The sequence below is a fragment of the Pseudomonas aegrilactucae genome, from assembly GCF_019168305.1.
Classification (GTDB): Bacteria; Pseudomonadota; Gammaproteobacteria; order Pseudomonadales; family Pseudomonadaceae; genus Aquipseudomonas; species Aquipseudomonas aegrilactucae.
Map to the genome: position 1 here is coordinate 1 of NZ_JAHTBI010000115.1, position 20578 is coordinate 20578.

The following is a 20578-nucleotide window of genomic DNA, read 5'->3' on the forward strand; positions in this document are numbered from 1 at the left end:
CCAGACACCGTCGGCGTTCAAGCAGCTTATGCAGGTGGCCTGTGCTCCGGCGCACGCCGAGCTGAAACCAGCCCTGCGCTATGTCGTGTTCGGCGGCGAAGCGCTTGACGTGCACAGCCTGCGCCCCTGGTTCGAGCGCTTCGGCGACCAGCAGCCGCAACTGATCAACATGTACGGCATCACCGAGACCACGGTGCACGTGACCTACCGCCCGGTGTCGCTGGCCGACCTTGCCGGCGAGGCAGCCAGCCCCATCGGGCAGCCGATCCCGGACCTGTCGTGGTACCTGCTCGATGCCGACCTGAACCCGGTGCCAAAAGGCGCCATCGGCGAGCTGTATGTGGGCCAGGCCGGCCTGGCGCGGGGGTATCTCAAGCGCGCCGATCTCACCTCGACGCGCTTCGTGCCCGACCCGTTCTCGACCAGCGGCGAGCGTTTGTACCGCACCGGCGACCTGGCGCGTTATCGCCAGGATGGCATCGTCGAATACGTCGGGCGTATCGACCATCAGGTCAAGATCCGTGGCTTCCGTATCGAGCTGGGTGAGATCGAAGCACGCCTGGCGCAACAGGCCGCCGTGCGCGAAGCCCTGGTACTGGCAGTGGACGGGCCGAGCGGCCAGCAGCTGGTGGGCTATGTACTGCCCCACGACAACGGCGCCGACCACACTGCCCTGCGGGAAGAACTGAAAGCCCGGCTCAAGGCCGAACTGCCGGACTACATGGTGCCCACGCACCTGCTGTTCCTGGAGCAGTGGCCCTTGACCGCCAACGGCAAGCTCGACCGGCGTGCCTTGCCGGCGCCCGATGCGAGCCTGCTGCAGACCGAGTATGTGGCGCCGCAAGGTGAGCTGGAGCAGGCGATTGCCCAGGTCTGGCAGCAGGTGCTGGAGCTGTCGCAGATTGGTCGCGACGATCACTTCTTCGAGTTGGGTGGCCACTCGTTGCTGGCAACCCAGGTGGTGGCGCGGCTGCGCCAGGTGCTGAGTGTCGAGGTGGGCTTGCGTGACCTGTTCGGCGCGCGACGCTCAGCGCGTTCGCCGCCTTGCTGGCACAGCGCAATGGCCAGGCGCGTGCGGCATTGCCAAGCCTGCAGGCCTACGGTCCGCGTACCACGGCGCCGCTGTCGCTGGCCCAGCGCCGGCTGTGGGTAGTCGAGCAGTTCGCCGCGCCCAGCGGCGCCTATGGCATGCCGCTGGCGCTGCGCCTGGAAGGCGAGCTGTCGGTGCCGCTGCTCGAAGCCAGTCTGGCGCAACTGATCAAGCGTCATGACGTCCTGCGCACCGCGTATGTGGCCGATGACGACGGCGATCCGCTGGCCGTGGTCAGCGCAGACGTGTCGCTACCTTTGGCGTTGCTGGATCTTTCGGCGCTGTCGCCGGGAGAGCAGGAGGCGAGGGTGGCCGAGGCCATCGAGCACAATGCCCGCCAGCCCATCAGCCTGCTGCAGGCACCGCTGTTGCGCGGTCAGGTGGTGCGCCTGGGGCCGCAGCGCCACGTGCTGCTGTTCTGCATGCACCACATCATCTCCGATGGCTGGTCGATGTCGGTGCTGAGCAACGAGGTGGTCGAGGTCTACGCCCGGCTCAAGGCCGGGATCATGCAGCCGTTGCCGGCGTTGCCCTTGCAGTATTCCGATTATGCCCAGTGGCAACAGGCACTGGAGCAGGCCGGGGTGATGCGCGAACAGGCCACCTACTGGCAGCGCGCCCTGGCCGGCCACGACGGGCTGCTGCAGTTGCCCGCCGACCAGTTGCGCAAGCCTCAGGCCAGCCATGCCGGCCGCGACCTGCACTTCAGCCTGCCGGCGGCCTTGCACGAGCAACTGAAGGGCTTGTCGCGTACCGCCGGGGTCACCCTCTACAGCACCTTGCTGGCGGCATTCCAGGTGATGCTGCATCGCCTCAGTGGCAGCCACGACGTGCTGGTCGGGGCGGATGTGGCGGGGCGCTCGCAGCCGCAGCTCGAAGGGCTGATCGGCTTCTTCATCAATGTCCTGCCACTGCGTTCGCGCTGGCAGGAGCAGCTGTCGGTGCGCGAGTACCTGGCCCAGGTTCAGGACACCGCACTGAGCGCGTTCGAATACCAGGAACTGCCGTTCGACCAGATCGTCGAAGCTGCCGCAACGCCCCGGCACAAAGGGGCCAACCCGCTGGTGCAGGTGCTGTTCGTGATGAACAACCTGCCGGTGCGCCACGCCTCCATGGACGCTGTACGGGTCGAGGCACTGCCCATGGGCGGCGGCTATTCCAAGTTCGACATGGCCCTGTTCATCGACCAGGAGGCCGACCAGTTGCACGGCACCTGGCAGTACGCCAGCGACTTATTCCAACAAGAACGTATCGAGCTCTGCGTGAAAGGCTGGATGACCATTCTCGAACAGATGGTGAGTGATCCAGATAAACGTCTACGGGAAATCAACATGCCTATCACTACCGCCGCCATTGTGGCTGCGCCTGCAACACCTGCTGCACCTGCTGCACCGAACAAGGCCGACAAGCTGGGCAAGTTCCTGAAAAAGTCGCAGAGCCCGACAGCGCGCCCCGCAGTGGCCGTCATGCGCGAAAGCCTGATGGTGCCGGGCCAGGCGTTCCCGCTGCTGTGGGAGCCGACCGATCCGGGGCTGGACCTGATCCAGTGGATCGAACACAACCGTCCACTGGTGGAGCAGAAGCTGGGTGAGCATGCCGGCATCCTGTTCCGTGGCTTCGCCCTGCACGACATCCATGCCTTCGAAGCCTTTGCCGAAGCGGTGCAGCCGGGCCTGTATGGCCAGTACGGTGACCTGCCGAAGAAGGAAGGCGGCAAGAATACCTACCGCTCCACGCCGTACCCGGAGAAGAAGATGATTCTTTTCCACAATGAAAGCGCCCACCAGGACCGCTGGCCGCGCAAGCAGCTGTTCTTCTGCGAGCAGCCCTCGCCGATCGGTGGCGCCACCCCGGTGGTGGATTGTCGTCTGATGTACCAGAAGCTGCCGAGCGAGCTGCGCGAGCGCTTCGAGAGCAAGGGGCTGCTGTACGTACGCACCTTCGCCGACAAGCTCGATGTGTCGTGGCAGCACTTCTTCAAGACCGAGCAGCGTGCCCAGGTCGAAGCGCGCTGCGCCGCTGCCGGCATCCAGTGGACCTGGCTGGACAACGACGAACTGCAGATCCGCACACCGTGCCCGGCGATCATCACCCACCCGGTCACCGGCCAGAAGAGCTTCTTCAACCAGGTGCAACTGCATCACATCTACTGCCTGGACCCGGATGTGCGCGACGACCTGCTGGCCCTGTTCGGTGAGCAGCGCATGCCGCGCCATGTGTACTACGGCGACGGATCGCCGATCGAGGACGAGGTCATGCAGCAGATCGGCGACCTCTACGAGGAATGCGCGGTGCGCTTCGATTGGCGCAAGGGCGACGTGATCCTGCTCGACAACATGCTCGCCGCGCATGCCCGCGACCCGTTCGAGGGGCCGCGCAAGATCGTCGTGGCAATGGGCGAAATGATTGAGCGCAGTGCCCTGGCGGCCCTGCCTGACACACAACAGCGGACATTGGAAAAGGACGAGGCAGGCGCATGAGCACGGCACAGCTGGAAACACAGGACGCAGGCCTGGCCTTGCTCCCCGAGCAGCAAACCTGGGTTGCGGCATTGAATGCCGGTGCACGGCGCGAGGACATCGCGCATTGCCTGCGCATCGATATCCATGGCGAGCTGGATGTGCCGCGCCTGCAGCAGGCCTTCGACAGCCTGCTGGCACGGCACGCGGCGCTGGGCATGCGCCTGGGTAGCGTGGCCGGCTATCACGGGCAGCGTCAGTTCATGCCCGAGGCATCGGTGCAGGCGTTCGAGCTGCAGGTGCAGCCTGATGCGGCGCCCGAGACGTGGCTCGCGGAGCCCTGGCCCGCGGCTGGCCCGTTCGTCCAGGCCCTGCTGTTGCGGGTGACGCAGGGGCACTGGGTGCTGGTGCTGGCGCAGGCACGCTTTGTCGGTGATGCCGGCAGCCTCAAGGTACTGTTCGACGCGCTGGTACAGGCCTACCGGCAAGGCGCAACGGTCGAGGACGAGGAACCGGGCCAGTTTGCGCAGTACCTGGAGTGGCGCAGCGAAGTCCTGTTCGACGAAGATGCCGACACCGCCAAGGCGTACTGGCAGGCGCACCTGCCGGCCAGCGAAGCGGGCGTTGCGCCCTATCTGCCATACCGTCGTGCCACGGCCCTGCCCGCGGCCGCGCTGAAGCTGGAAGCTACGCTGGAGGCGTCGTTGCAGGCGCAGCTGGCTGGCCTGGCGCACCGCCTGGGCGTCACGCTGGACACCGTGCTGCAGGCAGCCTGGTGGACGTTGCTGGCGCGCATCAGCGGGCGTGATCGGTTTGTCGGCGGCTGGCGCCACGACGGGCGCAAGGATTATGCGTTCTTCGAGAACAGCATCGGGGTGTTCGAGAAAACCCTGCCGCTGGTGTTGCAGGTGGACCAGGCGCAACCCTTCGAAGCGTGGGTTACCGAGCTGGCGGCGCAGCTTGAGCAGCATGCGACCTGGCAGGAATATGCTGCAAGCAACCTGCCGGCGGCGTATGCCAGCCCGCTGTATGGTTTTGCCACGCGTGCGGCCTTGCGGGAGCAGGTTGTCGGCACTGCGCAGTGGCAGGCGACCCGCCTGGCCGAAGCGCAGCCCCAGTTCGAGTTGCTGCTGAGCGTCAGCGACACGGCCTTGCGCCTGGACGCCGAGGCGGGTCGCTTCAGCCAGGTCAGCCTTGAAGTGCTGCTTGGCCAGTATCAGGCGCTGCTGCACAGCATTGCTACGCACAGTCAGCAGGCGCTGGGCCGGCTCAACCTCTCGGGTGCGGCGGACAACGCCGCGCTGCTCGCACTCGACCCGGCAGTAGGCGCGCTGGAAGACCGGGTGCTGTTACCCGAACGCATCGCCCAATGGGCCGCCATCACTCCGCACGCCCCAGCGCTGGTCAGTGCCGGCGTGACCCTGAGCTACGCCGATCTTGAACAGCGCGTGGCCCGCCTGGCGTGCGACCTGGTGGCACGCGGCGTGGGCCATGGGGGGGCTGGTGGGGCTGGCCTTGCCACGTTCGACGCACTTGATCGTGGCCATCCTGGCCTGTTGGCGAGTGGGCGCCGCGTACTTGCCGCTGGACCCGCAATGGCCGGTTGCGCGGCAGTTGCAGATGCTGGAGCAGGCACAGCCAAGCCTGGTGCTGACCGAGCAGGCGCAACTGGCCGAACTGGGCGGGCACGGTGTGGTCGTGCAGGACATCGCGCTGCTGGGCAGCGTCGATGGCGAGGTTGCCAGCCCTGTGCTCGGTGCGGGCGATGTCGCCTATGTGCTGTTCACCTCCGGCTCCAGCGGCTCGCCCAAAGGCGTGGTGGTGGAACACCGGCAGTTGCTCAACTACACCGCCGGGGTGTGCCAGCAACTGGAACTCGGCGCCTGCCGTCACTTCGCCCTGAGCTCCACGGTGGCTGCAGACCTTGGCAACACCGCGCTGTTGGGCGCGCTGTACCTGGGTGCAGCGCTGCATATAGCCGACGACGACAGCATGCAGTCGCCACAGGCGTTCGCGCATTTTGTGCGTGAGCAGGCTATCGACTGCCTGAAGATCGTGCCCTCGCACCTGGCCGCATTGCTCGAGGCCCAGGCGCCGTACCTGCCGGCGACACTGGTGCTGGGCGGTGAAGCGATCGGCGCATCGCTGCTGCAGCGCATTGCCGAGGTTCGTCCGGACTGTCGCGTGTTCAACCACTACGGGCCTACCGAAACCACCGTGGGCGTGCTGGTGCATCGGGTGACTGCAGCGGATATCGACGCAGGGAGCGTACCGCTGACCGAAGTGCTGCCCAACAATCACGTACTGATTCTCGATGAGCACCGTCAAGCGGTTGCCATTGGTGAGCTGGGAGAGCTGTACATCGGTGGGCTACAACTGGCGCGTGGCTACCTGAACGCGCCCGAGCAGGCTGCACAGGTGTTCATCGAGCATCCGCTGCGGCCTGGCGAGCGGCTGTACCGCAGTGGTGACCTGGCGCGCTATCGTCCTGAGGGCGGGGTACAGCTGTATGGCCGGCGCGATCAGCAGGTCAAGGTACGAGGGTTTCGTATCGAGCTGGCGGAGATCGAAGTGCAGCTGGCCAGCCTGGCGCAGGTCAGCGAGGCTGTTGCAGTGCTGGTCGACGCAGAGCCGGTAGCCTTCGTGGTGCTGCGTGACGGCGCGGGCCAGGAGGCGGCTGCCGCGCTGGCCGCGCAGTTGGCCCTGAGGCTGCCAGCCCCGATGTTGCCACGCCATGTGCAGGTGCTGGCGCAGATGCCGCGCCTGGCCAACGGCAAGGTCGATCGCCAGGCATTGCAGCAGCGCCCGCTGGCCAGTGCCGACGTGGCGTATGTCGCCCCGCGCGATGCCCTCGAGGAGCTGCTGGCCAGCCGCATGGCGCAACTGCTGGGGCTGGAGCGCCTGAGCGTCGAGCAGGACTTCTTCGCGGTCGGTGGTCACTCGTTGCTGGTGATCAAGCTGGTGGCGGGGATTCGCAAGCTGTTGCAGTGCGATGTGCACCCCGGTGTGGTGTTCGACAACCCCAGCGTCGCGGCATTGGCGCAGGCGTTACGCTTCCAGGATGCCGCCCCCGGGCAGTTGGAAAAACTGGCGGCGGCGCGGTTGCGCCTGGACAGCATGACCCCTGAGCAGCGTGCGCAGTTGCTGGCGAAGGCACAGAACGCCAACGCCTGAGGCACACCCGTGTGGCCGAAGCCCATCGATACCGGTGGGCTTTGGTGTTTGTAGCGTTTCAACCACCGTGCAACACGGTGCGCTATGGTTCTTTTCAGTCTGTTTGTTTGAAAATGTGAACGACTCCTAAATTTTTCATTTTTAGTTCGTCTTCCTTTGGATTCCACAAAGAATCCGATGGAAGTCCGGCCTGCGTGCTCCCTTTAAGGCATTGGCGCGGAAGTGGCAGCAAGGAATGCCCATTGACTGATCAGTGGCCCTGAAGAGGCGACGATCTTCCGACGAATGATATCTGGGGTGATCCAACACTATGAAGGTTGAGCAAAAAAGGCGTGCACCACGTGTGCTGAAAAATTCACTGGCCACTTGGCGTACTTCGGCTTCCATCATCGTGTTGGGGCTGGCACTGGGTACCAGTGGCGGTGTGTATGCACAGAGTGTGGCGGTCAATATCCCGGCCCAGTCCCTGGAGAAGGCCCTGATCGATCTGGGCAACCAGACCGGCTTGCAGATTCTCTACGGGCCCGAGCTGGTCAGCGGCAAGAAGGCGCCAGCGGTGGTGGGGGAGATGGAACCGCAGCAGGCGCTGGAGCAGTTGCTGCATAACGCTGGCCTCAAGTACCGGATCGAGAACAACACCGTACTGCTGAGCAATGAGGCGCCGGCAGGGTCGGCGCTCGAGCTGGGCGCTACTACCATCCAGGGGCAGGGGATGGGGCAGATGACCGAGAATACCGGTTCCTACACGCCCAGCCTGACCAGTGTTGGCTCCAAGACCCCGACCAGCCTGCGTCAGACGCCGCAGTCGGTTTCGGTGGTGACTCACCAGATGATTCAGGACAAGGGCATGGTCGACTTGACCGATGCCATGAAGATGACGCCGGGCATTACAGTCCAGAATTCCACCGACCGACTCTCGACCTACTTTTCTCGAGGTTTTGCCATCGAGAACATCCAGATCGATGGCGCGGCCCCGATGGCATTGGGAACCACCGCAGGCAGCTTTTATTCGAACAAGAACTACAACCTTGTGGAGTTCGACCACGTGGAGGTCCTGCGGGGTGCCTCCGGTCTTTTCGGGGGTACTGGCGACCCGGGCGGTATCATCAACATGGTGCGCAAGCGCCCATTGGACACCTACCAGTTGAAGGTCGAGGCATCGGCTGGCTCTTGGGACAACTACCATACGCAGCTGGATGTCACCGGGCCTATGGCCTTCGATGGAAAACTGCGCGGACGGTTGGTCACGGCTTACACGGATCGGCAGTATTTTCTCGACGAGCGAAGCACGGAATTACCCACTATCTACGGTGTTCTCGAGGCCGATGTACTGCCAGGAACGCGCCTGACTCTGGGCGGACGTTATGAGCGCATTCATGAGAATGGTTCAGGAACTGGGCTTCCGCGGTTCAGTACCGGCGAAGACCTGGGGCTGTCTCGCCATACCAACCTGAGCCAGAGCTGGGCTTACCAGGATGGCCGTTCGCAAGAAGTGTTCGCCAAAGTCGACCATGAGTTGTCGGAACGCTGGAAGGTGAACCTGAGCTATACACAGACGCAAGACGTCGGCATGAAGAAGGGTTCCTTTTCCGTGGGCGCACTCAATCCGGTAACCGGACTGGGGCCCATGTGGCTTGGTTCGAATTCCCGCTACCGTAGTGACCAGCAGTTGTGGGATGTGAACCTTGCTGGCAAGTTCGACATGCTTGGGCGTGAACATGAATTCCTGATGGGCGCTGACCATCAACGAGTCACCAGTCGCTGGCAAGGTACGCCGCAGTTGGCCGGGGCCTTTGGTGCTATCGATGTCTATGATCCGGGGTCGACCCCTTGGATCGAACCACCTATCCGCAAAGACTGGGTCAGCGACTATGACCCCAACTCACAAGTGCAGTACGGCCTTTATTCCACATTGCGTCTGCATCTGGCTGACCCGCTACACCTGATCGTCGGTGCCCGTGTACAGCGTTACAAGTTCGATCAGATCTATCGTGAGTTCAACAGTAAAACTGGCGCCTGGGCGGTGGCATCGAATGTGTCGGTTCGAGAGCCGACCAAAGTCGTGCCATATGGCGGGGTAGTTTACGACCTGAGTGACGAGTGGTCTGCGTATGCAAGCTATTCAGAGATTTTCAAGCCCCAGCAAGCTAATCTGCAAGGGCCACTGCCGGGTAGTTCGGTAGAGGCAATGACAGGCGAGACGTACGAGACAGGTATCAAGGGGGAGCTGTGGGGCGGAGCAGTCAATACTTCGTTGGCACTCTACTACACCAAACGCGAAAATCAGGCAGTAGAAGATCCAGCCTATCCATTGACATCAGTACTGTTTGGAGGCAACTGCTGTTACCTGACGCAGGGTGAGGTAGTGAGCAAGGGGATCGATATGGAGATCAGCGGTGAGGTGCTACCGGACTGGAGCCTCATGGCTGGCTATACCTACAACCATAACCGCAATCGCAACAACGGTGATGTATTCAGTGGAGTAACGCCCAAGCATCTGTTCAAACTGTGGTCCACCTACCGCCTGCCAGGTGATTTCAAGGACCTCAAGATAGGCGGTGGCGTCAACCTTCAAAGTGCGAACTATGTCAGTGGTAAGGCTGCTGTCCTGAACCCCACTACGGGTGAAGTCATAGGTAGCGAAAACTATGATTACCGCCAGGCTGGATATGCGGTGTGGAATGCCATGGCTGAGTATCAACTGGACGATCACTGGTCGCTTGTCTACAACCTGAACAATGCGTTCGACAAGAAGTACTATTCGACCGTCGGCTCGTCGGCCTTGGGTAACTGGTATGGCGATCCGCGCAATCACATGCTGACACTTCGGGGTAGCTTCTGGTAATCCGATTTTTTGACAAAGCCTGCATACTGCGGGCTTTTTTGTGCCTGGTTTTTCGGTTGGTCGTGTGGATGGGGCGTGGCGTCTGTCGATTCACAACGCGCCAGTATCCACATTATTGATATTGCGAACGATTCTCAAAATTCGTACCCTAGCGCCCCCGCCACCTGTGTGCCTGCACATGGATCGTCCTGGAGTATGCATTGGATAATCTGGATCGGTTGTTTCGCCTCTATCACCGCGAACTGCAGCAGATTGCCTACCGTCGCCTGGGCGACCGGGAAATGGCGGCAGACCTCACTCAGGACGCATTCGTGCGCTACGTCGGCCTGGACCGTCAGCAGCGCGCACACTCGATTGCCAACCCACGTTTTTTCCTGATTCGCGTGCTGCGCAATCTGATCATCGACCTGGGGCGCAGTCGCACGCGGCGTGGGCCGGTCGGCTCGCTGGACGACGTTCAGCATGAACTGCTCGACCCATGCCCGGGGCCCGCCGCGCTGTTCGAGTTGCGCCAGCAACTGATGCTGTTGCAGCAGGCCCTGGAGGAGTTGCCCTGCAACTGCCGCCAGGCCTTGCTGCTCAATCGCCTCGAAGGGCTGGGCCATGCGGCCATCGCCGAGCGGCTCGGGGTGTCGGTGAGCATGGTCAGCAAGTACATCATGAGCGCCTTGCTTCACTGTGCTCGACGCCTCGAAATGATGGATGACTGAGTGAAGCGCGAGCGCAGCGATTTTTCTCCCGACAACGCCTCCACAGTGCTGACCGAACAGGCCTTGCAGTGGTTGGTCGACCTGCATTCGGGCAGCGCCGAGGCACCCACCTGGGACGCCTACCTGCAGTGGTGCGAAGCGTCACCGCAACACCAGCATGCCGCGCACGCGGCGGAACGGCTGTGGGAGCGGCTGGGCAGTGCGCTTGAGCGGCCGCCCGCACCGTCGCGCAAGGTGCCGCTGTTGGGCCTGGCACTCGCCGTGAGCCTGGCGGGTGGCCTCTACTGGCAGGCTCAAGGTCAAGGCTGGGTAGCCGACCAGATGACCGCCCTGGGCGAGCACCGCACGTTGAATCTGGCCGATGGCTCGCGCCTTGAGCTGGCGCCGCGCACGCGCGTCGATATAGATCTGGAAGGCGATCGCCGGGTGGTACACCTCTACGCCGGGGAGCTCTTCGTGCAGGTTGCAGCCGATGCGCAACGGCCGTTCGAGGTGCTGGCCGGCAACGGGCGCATGCGCGCGCTGGGCACTGGCTTCGACGTTCGGCGCGAAGGCGAGCAGGTGCGCATGGTGGTGACCGAGCATTCGGTGCGGGTGACGCTTGAGGGCGATCCGCAGGCTGTTGACGTCGACGCCGGGCAAGCGGTGCAGTTCGGCCCGCACGGTCTGGAGGGGGCGCAAGCGGTGGACATCGCATCGGCAACGGCGTGGCGTCGCGACCGGCTGGTGTTCAACCAGCAGCCGCTGGGCGAGGTGCTGGAACAGATCGGTCGCTACCACCGTGGCCTGATCTGGGTACGCGACAACGACCTGCGCCGCTTGCCGGTCACCGGCGTCGTTGCAACCGGCGATACCGACGCCCAGTTGCAACTGCTGCAGCGCACCTTGCCGCTGCGCGTGCGGCAGTTCCCGTGGTTGACCGTGATCGAGCGCGACGACGCGCGGCGAAAGTAGGGCCCGCGCAAAAATAATTGTTTGCCGCCACTGTCGGTTTTCAGAGGGCTGACGTCTTTCCTGTCGAGATTGATTTTTATTTCGCTGATTTCAGCAGGGGAACGTTATGCCGTATCTGATCAGACACACCGCCTTGAGCCTGGCGATCGTGGCAGCGAGTTGTGTGGGCGTCAGCCAGCCGGCCAGTGCGGCGGACCACCAGCACGCCGTGGAGCAGGTCTTCGATGTTGCGGCAGGTCCGCTTGACCAGGCGCTGACGCGCTTTGCCGACCAGGCGGGGTTGCGCCTGATGGTCGTCAGTGAAGTAGTGACCCGCCAGCAAACCGAAGGGCTGCACGGGCGTTACGCGGTACAGCAGGGGCTTGATCGATTGTTGTTGGGCAGTGGTTTGAGCGCAAGGCTCAGCGGCGATGTGATCCTGGTCGAAAAAGCTCCGACGCTGGGGGCGGCGCTGGAACTGGGTACCACCACCATTCAGGGGCAGGGGATGGGGCAGATGACCGAGAACTCCGGCTCCTACACCATTGGCCTGGCCAGTGTGGGCTCTAAGAGCCCGACCAGCTTGCGCCAGACACCGCAGACGGTCTCGGTCGTGACCGATCAGGTGATCCAGGAACGACGTATGACCAGCCTGACCGATGCCATGAAGGCAACGCCGGGCATCACGGTGAAATCCGCCAACTCCAACCTGTCGAATTTCTACTCCCGCGGCTTCATCATCGAAAACATCCAGATCGATGGTGCTGCGCCCATGGCCCTCGGTACCACGGCGGGCAGCTTCTATTCGTACAAGAATTATGATCTGGTCGAGTTCGACCACGTCGAGGTGCTGCGCGGCTCGTCTGGGTTGTTTGGCGGGACCGGTGATCCGGGTGGCATGATCAACCTGGTGCGCAAGCGGCCTCTGGATACCTATCAGTTGAAGATAGATACGTCCGTGGGTTCCTGGGACAACTACCGTACCCAACTCGACGTGACAGGCCCTATCGCCTTTGATGGTCGCCTGCGCGGTCGCCTGGTCGCGGCCTACACGGACCGCCAGTATTTCCTGGATGATCGCAGTACCGAGAAGCCTATCCTGTATGGTGTGCTCGAAGCCGATATCACCGACTCCACCATGCTGACCCTGGGTGGGCGTTCCGAACGCCTTCACGACAACGGCATCGGCACAGGTGTGCCGCGCTACATCAACGGCGATGACCTGGGCTTGCCACGTCGTAACAGCCTGACCACCAGTTGGGCCTATCAGGATGGACGTTCGGATGAAGTGTTCGCCAAGATCGACCACGATTTCAATGACGACTGGAAGGTCAACGTCACTTACACCCAGACCCGTGACAGCGGTCTGATCAAGAGCTCGGCAGTTATGGGCGGCGCCGACCTGGTGGATAAGAGCGGCCCGTTCTGGTACGGCTCGGTCAACCGCTATCTCAGCGAGCAGCATCTGTTCGATGTCAACGTGGCCGGCAAGTTCGAGGCATTCGACCGCCAGCATGAACTGCTGATGGGGGCTGACTACCAGAAAATTACCAGCCGTTGGCGCGGCACTCGCGGCCTGACCGGTGGCGGTAATGTCGACGTGTTCGATCCGGGCTCGACGCCTTGGGAGGAACCGTATGATGACCGTTACATGCGCGACTACAGCCCCAATACCCAAGAACAGTATGGGCTTTATTCTACGTTGCGCCTGCAACTGGCCGACCCGTTGCACCTGATCGTCGGCGCGAGGGCTCAGCGTTACAAGTTCGAGCAGGTCAACAGCGAGAAGGACGTCGCTGGTTTCGATCCTAACCAGTGGGTGCCGATTTCCGACGTGAGCCGTCGCGAACCGACCAAGGTGGTGCCCTATGGCGGCCTGGTGTTTGACCTGAACAAAGACTGGTCGACCTATATCAGCTATTCGGAAATCTACAAGCCCCAGCAGTTGCAAGCCAAGGGACCGCTGCCAGGCAGCCCCTTGGAGCCGATGACTGGCAAGACCTATGAGCTGGGTCTAAAGGGTGAACTGTGGGATGGCGCCGTCAACACTGCGCTGTCGGTTTACTACACCGAGCAGGAAAACCGGGCAGTACTGGACCCTACCTACCCGGGTTCGGACATCCTTTTCGCCGGCAGTTGCTGCTACGCCGCCGAAGGCAAGGTGGTCAGCAAAGGCTTCGATGCCGAGGTCAGCGGTGAGTTGCTGGACGGCTGGGACCTTATGGCGGCCTATACGTACAACATCAACAAGGACCGTACGAATAATTCGCCGTTCAGTACTGTCACACCCAAGCACAGCGTGAAGGTATGGTCGACCTACCAACTGCAAGGCGCCCTCAAGGACCTGAAGGTGGGTGGCGGCGTCAACTTGCAGAGTGCCGACTATGTCAGTGGCTTTGCAGCAAGGCTCGACAACACCATGAAGCCTGTGCTCGATGGCAATGGCGATGTGATATATGACGCGTTCGATTATCGTCAAGCAGGTTACGCGGTGTGGAATGCGATGGCCGAGTACCAGCTCGATGAACACTGGGCGCTGACCTACAATCTGAACAACGCGTTCGACAAGACCTACTACGCTACGGTCGGATCGTCCAGCCGACAGAATTGGTACGGCGAACCACGCAATCACATGCTGACCCTGCGTGGCACCTTCTGGTAAACCACGCACCTCAAAAAAGCCCGCATCATTGCGGGCTTTTTTGTTTCTCGGGTCGCAAGGTTGACTACTGTTCTGACAACCAGTGATCGACTGCTGCATAGATACCGTCCACATCGCCCACAATCCCACCCATACGCAGAAAATCATGGGTCAACCCCTGTTGCACCTTCAATGTCACCGACGCCCCGCTGGCCTGCAGCCGGTTCGCGTATTCCAGCCCTTCGTCAAATAATGGATCGTATTCGGCCAGGCTCACATAGGCCGGGGCCAGGCCGTCCAGATCACTTGCCAGCAACGGCGATACGCGCCAGTCAAGGTGCTGCGCCGGGTCGGCGCTGTAGTGGTGGTAGAACCACTCCAGCGTGGCGGTTTCGAGCAGGTAGTCCTCGGCATAACGGCGATGCGACTCCCGCTGGCGCGAGGTATCGGTCACCGGATAGAACAGCAACTGCGCCTTGGGCCTGAGCTGCAGCGCCTGTGGCTGCTTGACGGCAGTGATCGCCAGCACGGTGGCCAGGGTGGCCCCGGCGCTGTCACCCGCCAGGGTCACGCGCTGGTTGTCCAGGTGCAGCGACGTGGCCTGTTCGGCCAGCCAATTGGCGGCATCCAGCGCATCCTGCACGGCGGTCGGGAACGGGTATTCCGGGGCCAGCCGGTAGGCCGGCGCCAGCACCGCATGGCGTCCGCTCGCAGCCAGGCGACGGCAGATGGAGTCGTGGGAGTCCAGGCTGCCCACCACATAGCCGCCACCATGGAAGTACAGCAGCGTCGGCAGCAGGGCCGTGTCACTGGCGTGGGCGCGGTACAGGCGCGCCGCGATGCGCTGGCCGTCGCGGGTCGGGATGCTCAGCTCGCTGACCGTGATGGCAGCAGGCGGGCAGGGGTCAAGCACCAGGGAGGTGGCGTCGAACTGCGTACGTGCCAGCGCCACGTCCAGTTCGTGCAGCGCGCGGCTCTTGCCGCTCAGGCGGCCCATCTGGGCCAGCTCCAGGAAGCCTTCGAGGTCGGGATCCAGAGGCATGTCGGGGGTTCCTTGCATAATCCATGGAAAAGCGCCGCCCCGAACAGGGGGCGGCGATGGTATCAACAGGTGACGCTGTGGCTTTCCTGCAACTGCTCCAGTACGCGGCGCAGCAGCTCGGGATGCTTGAGCATGTCGTAGTGGCCGGCGGCAATCGGTTCGTTGAGCTGCGCCTGCGCCAGGCGCAACGGGGTCTGACCTGCCGCAGCCTTGGCCCACCAGCACTGCGCCACCGCCTGCGTCGCAGGCAGCGCATCGATGGCCTCGGACAACGCCTTGAGCTTCATGGCCACACGGAAGGTATGGGCCAGTTCTTCTGCGCCGATGGCGGCGAACGCCGAGGCGCTGATGACCTGTGCCTGCACATCGGCAATCACCGTTTCGAGGTGGTTGGCAGGGCTGCTGGAGCGCACCTGCAGCACCGGCAATGCGTCACTCGACACACCCATGATCACACCCAGGAAGCTGCCAAGGTCTTCGCTCCAGTCCTCATCGGTGGCTGGCTGGATTGCCGCGGCTGACGGCAGGAAACTGTCTACCAGGCCGAGGAAGCTGACCCGCTGGCCCTGTTTCTCAAGCTCCTGCGCGACCAGTACCGCCAGCGTACCGCCCAGCGACCAACCCAGCAGGTGGTACGGGCCACTGGCCTGTTTCTGGCGGATGTACTGGGCATAATCGATGGCCATGGCCTCGAGGGATTCGTCCTCCCAGCTACGCTCCAGCAGCATTCGGCATTGCAGGCCGTACACGCTGCGCTGGCCTTCCAGGCGGCGCGCCAGCGGCTCGTAGTCGAACACCGTACCGAAGCCGGCGTGCAGGCAGAACAGCGGTCGCGCCAGTTCGACCGGGCTGTTGAGCAACAGCAGCGGGTCGAGTGACGACGTTTCGGACTCGTAGCCGGACAGCTCGGCGATGGTCGGCTTGCCGATCAGGTCGCGCAGTTTCAACTCGATACCCAGCTCCGGCTGGCTGCGCACCCTGGACAGCACCTTGAGCACCCGCAGCGAGTCGCCGCCCAGCTCGAAGAAGTTGTCGGTGACGCCCACCTGCTCGATCTCCAGCACCTGTTGCCAGATGGCCGCCAGGCCTTGCTCAAGCGCGTTGCGCGGGGCGATGAAGGCGCGCGCCTTGAAGTCCGGGTCGGGCAGGGCCTTGCGGTCCAGCTTGCCATTGGGGTTGAGCGGGAAGGCGGCCAGCGCGAGGATCTGCGCCGGGACCATGTAGTCGGGCAGCTCGACCTGCAATGCGGCGCGCAGACGTTCGCCCAGGCCACTGGCGTCATCCGCCACCACATAGCCGATCAGTTGCTTGCCGGCGCCGGTTTCACGCGCGACCACCACGGCATCGGTCACGCCGGGTTGCTGGCGCAGACGCGCTTCGATTTCGCCCAGCTCGATACGGAAGCCGCGCACCTTGACCTGGTTGTCCAGGCGCCCGAGGTAGTCGAACACGCCGTCGGCGCGCTGGCGCACCAGGTCGCCGGTGCGGTACAGGCGGCTGCCGTCGCCCGCGAACGGGTCGGCGACGAAGCGTTCGGCGCTCAGCCCGGGACGCTGGTGATAGCCGCGCGCCACGCCTTGGCCACCGATGTACAGCTCGCCGGCCACGCCGTCGGGCACCGGGTTGAGCTGATCGTCGAGTACATACAGGGTACGCTGGCCCACGCGGGTGCCGATGGGCGCATACACCGCATCGCACTGCTGGCTGGCATCGACTTTCCACAACAGCGGCGTGACCACGGTTTCGGTGGGGCCGTAGCCGTTGGTGAGGTAGGCCGGCTTGAGTGCACGCTTGACCAGCTCGAAGTTGGCCTCGGCCACCGCGTCACCACCAAAGCAGTACACCCGCACCGCCGGTGGCGGCGCCTGGACGCTGGCGGCATATTCGGCCAGTTGCTGCAGGTAGGCGGGCGGGAAGCAGGCAATATCGATGCTGTGCGCGTACAAGGCTTGCCAGGTTTCCTCGGCGGTCCACAGACGGTTGTCGCGCAGCACCAGTTGGCCGCCGCCGAGCAGGGTCGATTGCCAGCGCTCCTGGGCACCGTCGAAGGCGAACGACATGAACAGCAGCTCGCGGGTGCTGGCGTCCATTTCGTAGCGCTCGGCAATCGCCAGGCAGTGCATGCGGATCTGCCCGTGGCTGACCGCCACGCCCTTGGGCTTGCCGGTGGAGCCGGAGGTGTAGATCAGGTACGCAAGGTTGTCCTCGTCGACCCGAGGTGGCGGGCACGTGGTCGGGCAGGTGTCCAGGGCCACTCGGTCCAGCGCGATCAGTGTGTTGGCACCGGCGTCGGCGAAGCGCGCTTGCAGTGAGCTTTGCGTCAGCAGCACCGGCATGCGCGAGTCTTCGACGATCCACTTGACGCGGTCCTGTGGGTAGTCGATGTCGAGCGGCACGTAGGCTGCGCCGGTCTTCATCACGGCATAGAACGCCACGATCACCTCGACCGAACGCTCCAGGGCGATACCGACACACACTTCAGGGCCGATGCCCTGCGCGATCAGGTGATGGGCCAGTTGGTTGGCGCGGGTTTCCAGGTCGCCGTAGCTCAGGTGCACCTCGGCGCAGGTGACCGCGATACGCTGCGGCTGCCGTTCGGCATGGCGGCGGATGCGCTCGGCCAGCAGGGCCTGGCCGTGGGTCGGCGGTGCCAGCTGATTGTGTTGCGCAAGCGCCTGCTGTTCGCCGGCGCTGAGCGTCGACAGGCTGCCCAGGGTGGCCTGCGGGTTGTCGAGCAGGGCCTCGAGCAAGGTTTCGAAGCTGCTGCGGATCTGCGCCGTGGCCGCCTCGGTGAAACGGTTGCGCAGGTACAGGAACTCGATCTTGAGGGTTTTGCCCAGGTTGATCGCCAGGTCCATGGCGAAGTTGGTGACGTCGCGGCTGTTCACCTCGCCAAAGCTCAGCTGGTTCTGCTCGGCTTCCTGCAGGCGCTCGTCCACCGGGTAGTTTTCGAACACGATGATACTGTCGAACAGTGCCTGGCCGTTCTGCCCCGACCAGCGCTGCACATCGGCCAGCGAGGCATGCTCCTGGTCGCGTACTTCCAGGTTGTAGGTTTGCAGTGCTTGCAGCCACTGCGCCAGCGGCATGTGCGGTTGCGGGGTCTGGATGATGGGCAGGGTGTTGATGAACAGGCCCAGCATTTCCTCGGCGCCGGGCAGGCTGGCCGGGCGACCGGCCACAGTGGCGCCGAAGCACACGGTGGGCTGGCCGGTGTAGCGTTGCAACAGCAGCAGCCATACGGCCTGGATCAGCGTGTTGGGCGTGATGCGCAGGCGCTGGGTCTGTTCGCGCAGGCGCTGGGTGCGTGCTTGGTCCCAGTGCAGGTACAGCGCCGCATGCCCTTGCAGGTCGCTGGCCGGGCGCGGTGCAATGCTGCCTGCCAGCAGGGTCGGGCCTTCGATGCCTTGCAGCTTGTGTTTCCAGAACTGCTCCAGGCTGGCCTGAGACTGATTCTGCAGCCATTGGATATGGTCGCGATACTGCCCGCGCTTGGCCGGTGGCGTGCGGCCGTGGTACAGCTCCAGCACTTCGCCGAGCAGGCGCGAGCTGGACCAGCCGTCCATCAGGATGTGGTGGCTGGTCCAGATCAGGTGATGCTTGTGCTCGCCCAGGTCGATCAGCGTCAGGCGCGTCAACGGTACCTGCAGCAGGTCGAACCCTTCGGCGCAGTCCGCTTCAAGGATCAGTTGCAGGGCCTTTTCGTCGAACGCCGCGGCTTGCCTGTCCAGGCGGCGCACGGGCAGGGTGGCGTGCTTGTACACCACTTGCAGCGGCTCACTCAGCTCGTTGGCCGACCAGAATCCGGTGCGCAGGATTTCATGGCGGGCAATCGCGGTGTTCCAGGCCGCGATGAAACGGTCGGGGTCCAGCCCGATCACGGGCACACTCATCTGGTTGATGTAGAGGCTGGCCTCGTTGGACTCCAGCGTGTGAAACAGCATGCCTTGCTGCATGGGCGAGAGCGGGTAGAGGTCCTGTACCTCGGTGCACGGTACTGGCAAACGGTCCAGTTGCGACTGGCTCAGACGCGCCAGCGCGAAGTCCGATGGCGTCAGCCCCCTGTGCTGTGGGTCACGGCAATGCGCAATGACGGCGGCCAGTTCCAGGCAGAACGCGTCGGCCAACTGCTGGATCGTCGCCTCTTCGAACATCTCGCTGCTGAAGCTCCAGTTCATGCTCAGCTCGCCGCCATACACCTGGCCGTTGAGCGACAGCCAGTTGCCCAGCGTCGCGTGGGCACTCTGGTTGGCGCCGGTGCTTTCAGCGGCCGGTGCGAACAGCGCACCCTCGTTACTGTCGAAGCTGCCGTCGAACTGGCCGAGGTAGTTGAAGGTGATGCGTGGAACGGGCAGTTCGCCCAAGGCCTGGCGCGCGGTCGCATCGCCGAGGAAGCGCAAGGCGCCGTAGCCGATGCCCTTGTTGGGGATGGCGCGCAGTTGTTCCTTGATCGCCTTGATCGACTCGCCCATACCGCTGGCGGGGGTGAGCTTGACCGGGAACACGCTGGTGAACCAGCCCACGGTACGGGTCAGGTCGATTGCCTCGAACAGGTCTTCGCGGCCATGGCCTTCCAGCTCGATCAGGCTGCTCGGCGCGCCGCTCCACCGTCCGATCACGCGTGCCAGGGCGGTCAGCAACAAATCGTTGATCTGTGTGCGATAGGCGGCCGGTGCCTCCTGCAGCAACTGTCGGGTGAGTTGCGGGTCGAGGCGGCTTTGCACGCTGCGCCCGTGGCGGTTCAGCAAGCTGCCGTCCGGGCGCTCGCAGGGCAGTGTGGCGGGCACATCCTGCAGTTGTGCTTGCCAGTAGTGCAGTTCCTTTTGCAGGGCTTCGCTGCGTGCATAGCCTTGCAACTGCTCGGCCCAGGCTTTGACCGAGCTGGTTTTGCCCGGCAGTTTGGTGGGCTGATTCACCAGCCGCTGCTGGTAGGCCAGTTGCAGGTCTTCGAAGAGGATGCGCCACGAGACGCCATCCACTGCCAGGTGGTGAATGACCAGCAGCAGGCGTTGCTGGCCGTCGGGCAGGGTGGCCAGCAGGGCACGCAGCAGCGGACCTTGCTGGATGTCCAGGCTGGCCTGGGCGCGATTGGCCCATTCATTCAGTGCGTGCTCGTCAGCGATATCGGCCTGCCACAGTAGTTCGCAGCTCGGGTCGACGGGCAGGTAGCGAGCACTTGCGTGTTCGCCGTTGCGGTGCAAGACCAGGCGCAAGGCGTCGTGGTGCTCGACCAGGGCGTGCAAGACGTGATCCAGCACGGCTGCATCCAGTGGCCTGGACGGTTCGAGCATCACTGATTGATTGAAGTGGTGCGGTTCGGGGGTATCGCTCAGGAAGAACAGCTGCTGGATCGGCAGCAGGGGCGTCGCGCCGACCACGGGGCCCTGGTCGATCTGCTGCGCGTCGTCGGCGACCTGCGCGACGTTGGCCAGGCTCTTGATGGTCTGGTGCTGGAAAAGGTCCTTGGCGCTGAAGCGGATACCGTTCTGGCGGGCACGGCTGACCACCTGAATCGAGATGATCGAGTCGCCACCGAGCTCGAAGAAGTTGTCATCCAGACCAATCCGCGGCAGCTTGAGAACGTCTTGCCACAGTGCGGCGATGCGTTTTTCCATCTCGCTCTGCGGTGCCACGTACTCGGCCTGCAGCAGGCTCGCATCGGGTGCCGGCAAGGCACGCCGGTC

At 63.5% G+C, this 20578-nt stretch carries 9 protein-coding genes and 1 pseudogene; 8 read left to right on the forward strand and 2 right to left on the reverse strand.

Annotated features, from left to right (window positions below; translation table 11 throughout):
* The 8 genes and pseudogenes from KUO17_RS27450 to KUO17_RS24755 form a co-directional block, all read left to right on the forward strand.
* The coding region (locus KUO17_RS27450) for an AMP-binding protein (RefSeq protein WP_217978187.1) at positions 1 to 1153 on the forward strand (1153 nt) is incomplete at its 5' end.
* Positions 1045 to 3570 carry a condensation domain-containing protein gene (locus KUO17_RS24730; protein WP_217978188.1) on the forward strand — a complete coding sequence of 842 codons (2526 nt, stop codon included), beginning with the start codon at positions 1045 to 1047 and terminating at the stop codon, positions 3568 to 3570. The genes KUO17_RS27450 and KUO17_RS24730, both read left to right, overlap by 109 nt.
* Positions 3567 to 4796 (forward strand): annotated as a pseudogene (locus tag KUO17_RS27005) (condensation domain-containing protein); the annotation flags it as partial. The gene KUO17_RS24730 and the pseudogene KUO17_RS27005, both read left to right, overlap by 4 nt.
* A 244-nt stretch (positions 4797 to 5040) precedes the next feature.
* Positions 5041 to 6723 (forward strand): non-ribosomal peptide synthetase, encoded by a 1683-nt coding sequence (locus KUO17_RS27010; RefSeq protein ID WP_341869652.1) that lies wholly within the window; start codon positions 5041 to 5043, stop codon positions 6721 to 6723.
* A 310-nt stretch (positions 6724 to 7033) separates the two neighbouring features.
* Positions 7034 to 9568 carry a TonB-dependent siderophore receptor gene (locus tag KUO17_RS24740; protein ID WP_217978189.1) on the forward strand — a complete coding sequence of 845 codons (2535 nt, stop codon included), beginning with the start codon at positions 7034 to 7036 and terminating at the stop codon, positions 9566 to 9568.
* A 200-nt stretch (positions 9569 to 9768) separates the two neighbouring features.
* Positions 9769 to 10278: an RNA polymerase sigma factor gene (locus tag KUO17_RS24745; protein WP_217978190.1), complete on the forward strand. Its 510-nt coding sequence runs from the start codon at positions 9769 to 9771 to the stop codon at positions 10276 to 10278.
* A complete protein-coding gene (locus KUO17_RS24750; protein WP_341869653.1) occupies positions 10279 to 11232 on the forward strand; it encodes a FecR family protein in 954 nt (317 codons plus the stop codon).
* A 106-nt stretch (positions 11233 to 11338) separates the two neighbouring features.
* Positions 11339 to 13873, forward strand: coding sequence for a TonB-dependent siderophore receptor (locus KUO17_RS24755; protein WP_217978191.1), 2535 nt, complete (start codon positions 11339 to 11341; stop codon positions 13871 to 13873).
* 64 nt (positions 13874 to 13937) lie between these two features.
* Here the strand turns inward: KUO17_RS24755 and KUO17_RS24760 are convergent, their stop codons facing one another.
* Together KUO17_RS24760 and KUO17_RS24765 are read right to left on the reverse strand one after the other, a co-directional pair.
* Entirely contained in the window at positions 13938 to 14894 is a 957-nt protein-coding gene (locus KUO17_RS24760) for an alpha/beta hydrolase (protein WP_217978192.1), read from the reverse strand.
* Positions 14895 to 14956: 62 nt separating this feature from the next.
* Positions 14957 to 20578: non-ribosomal peptide synthetase (locus tag KUO17_RS24765; RefSeq protein ID WP_217978193.1), on the reverse strand; the 5622-nt coding region annotated here is incomplete at its 5' end.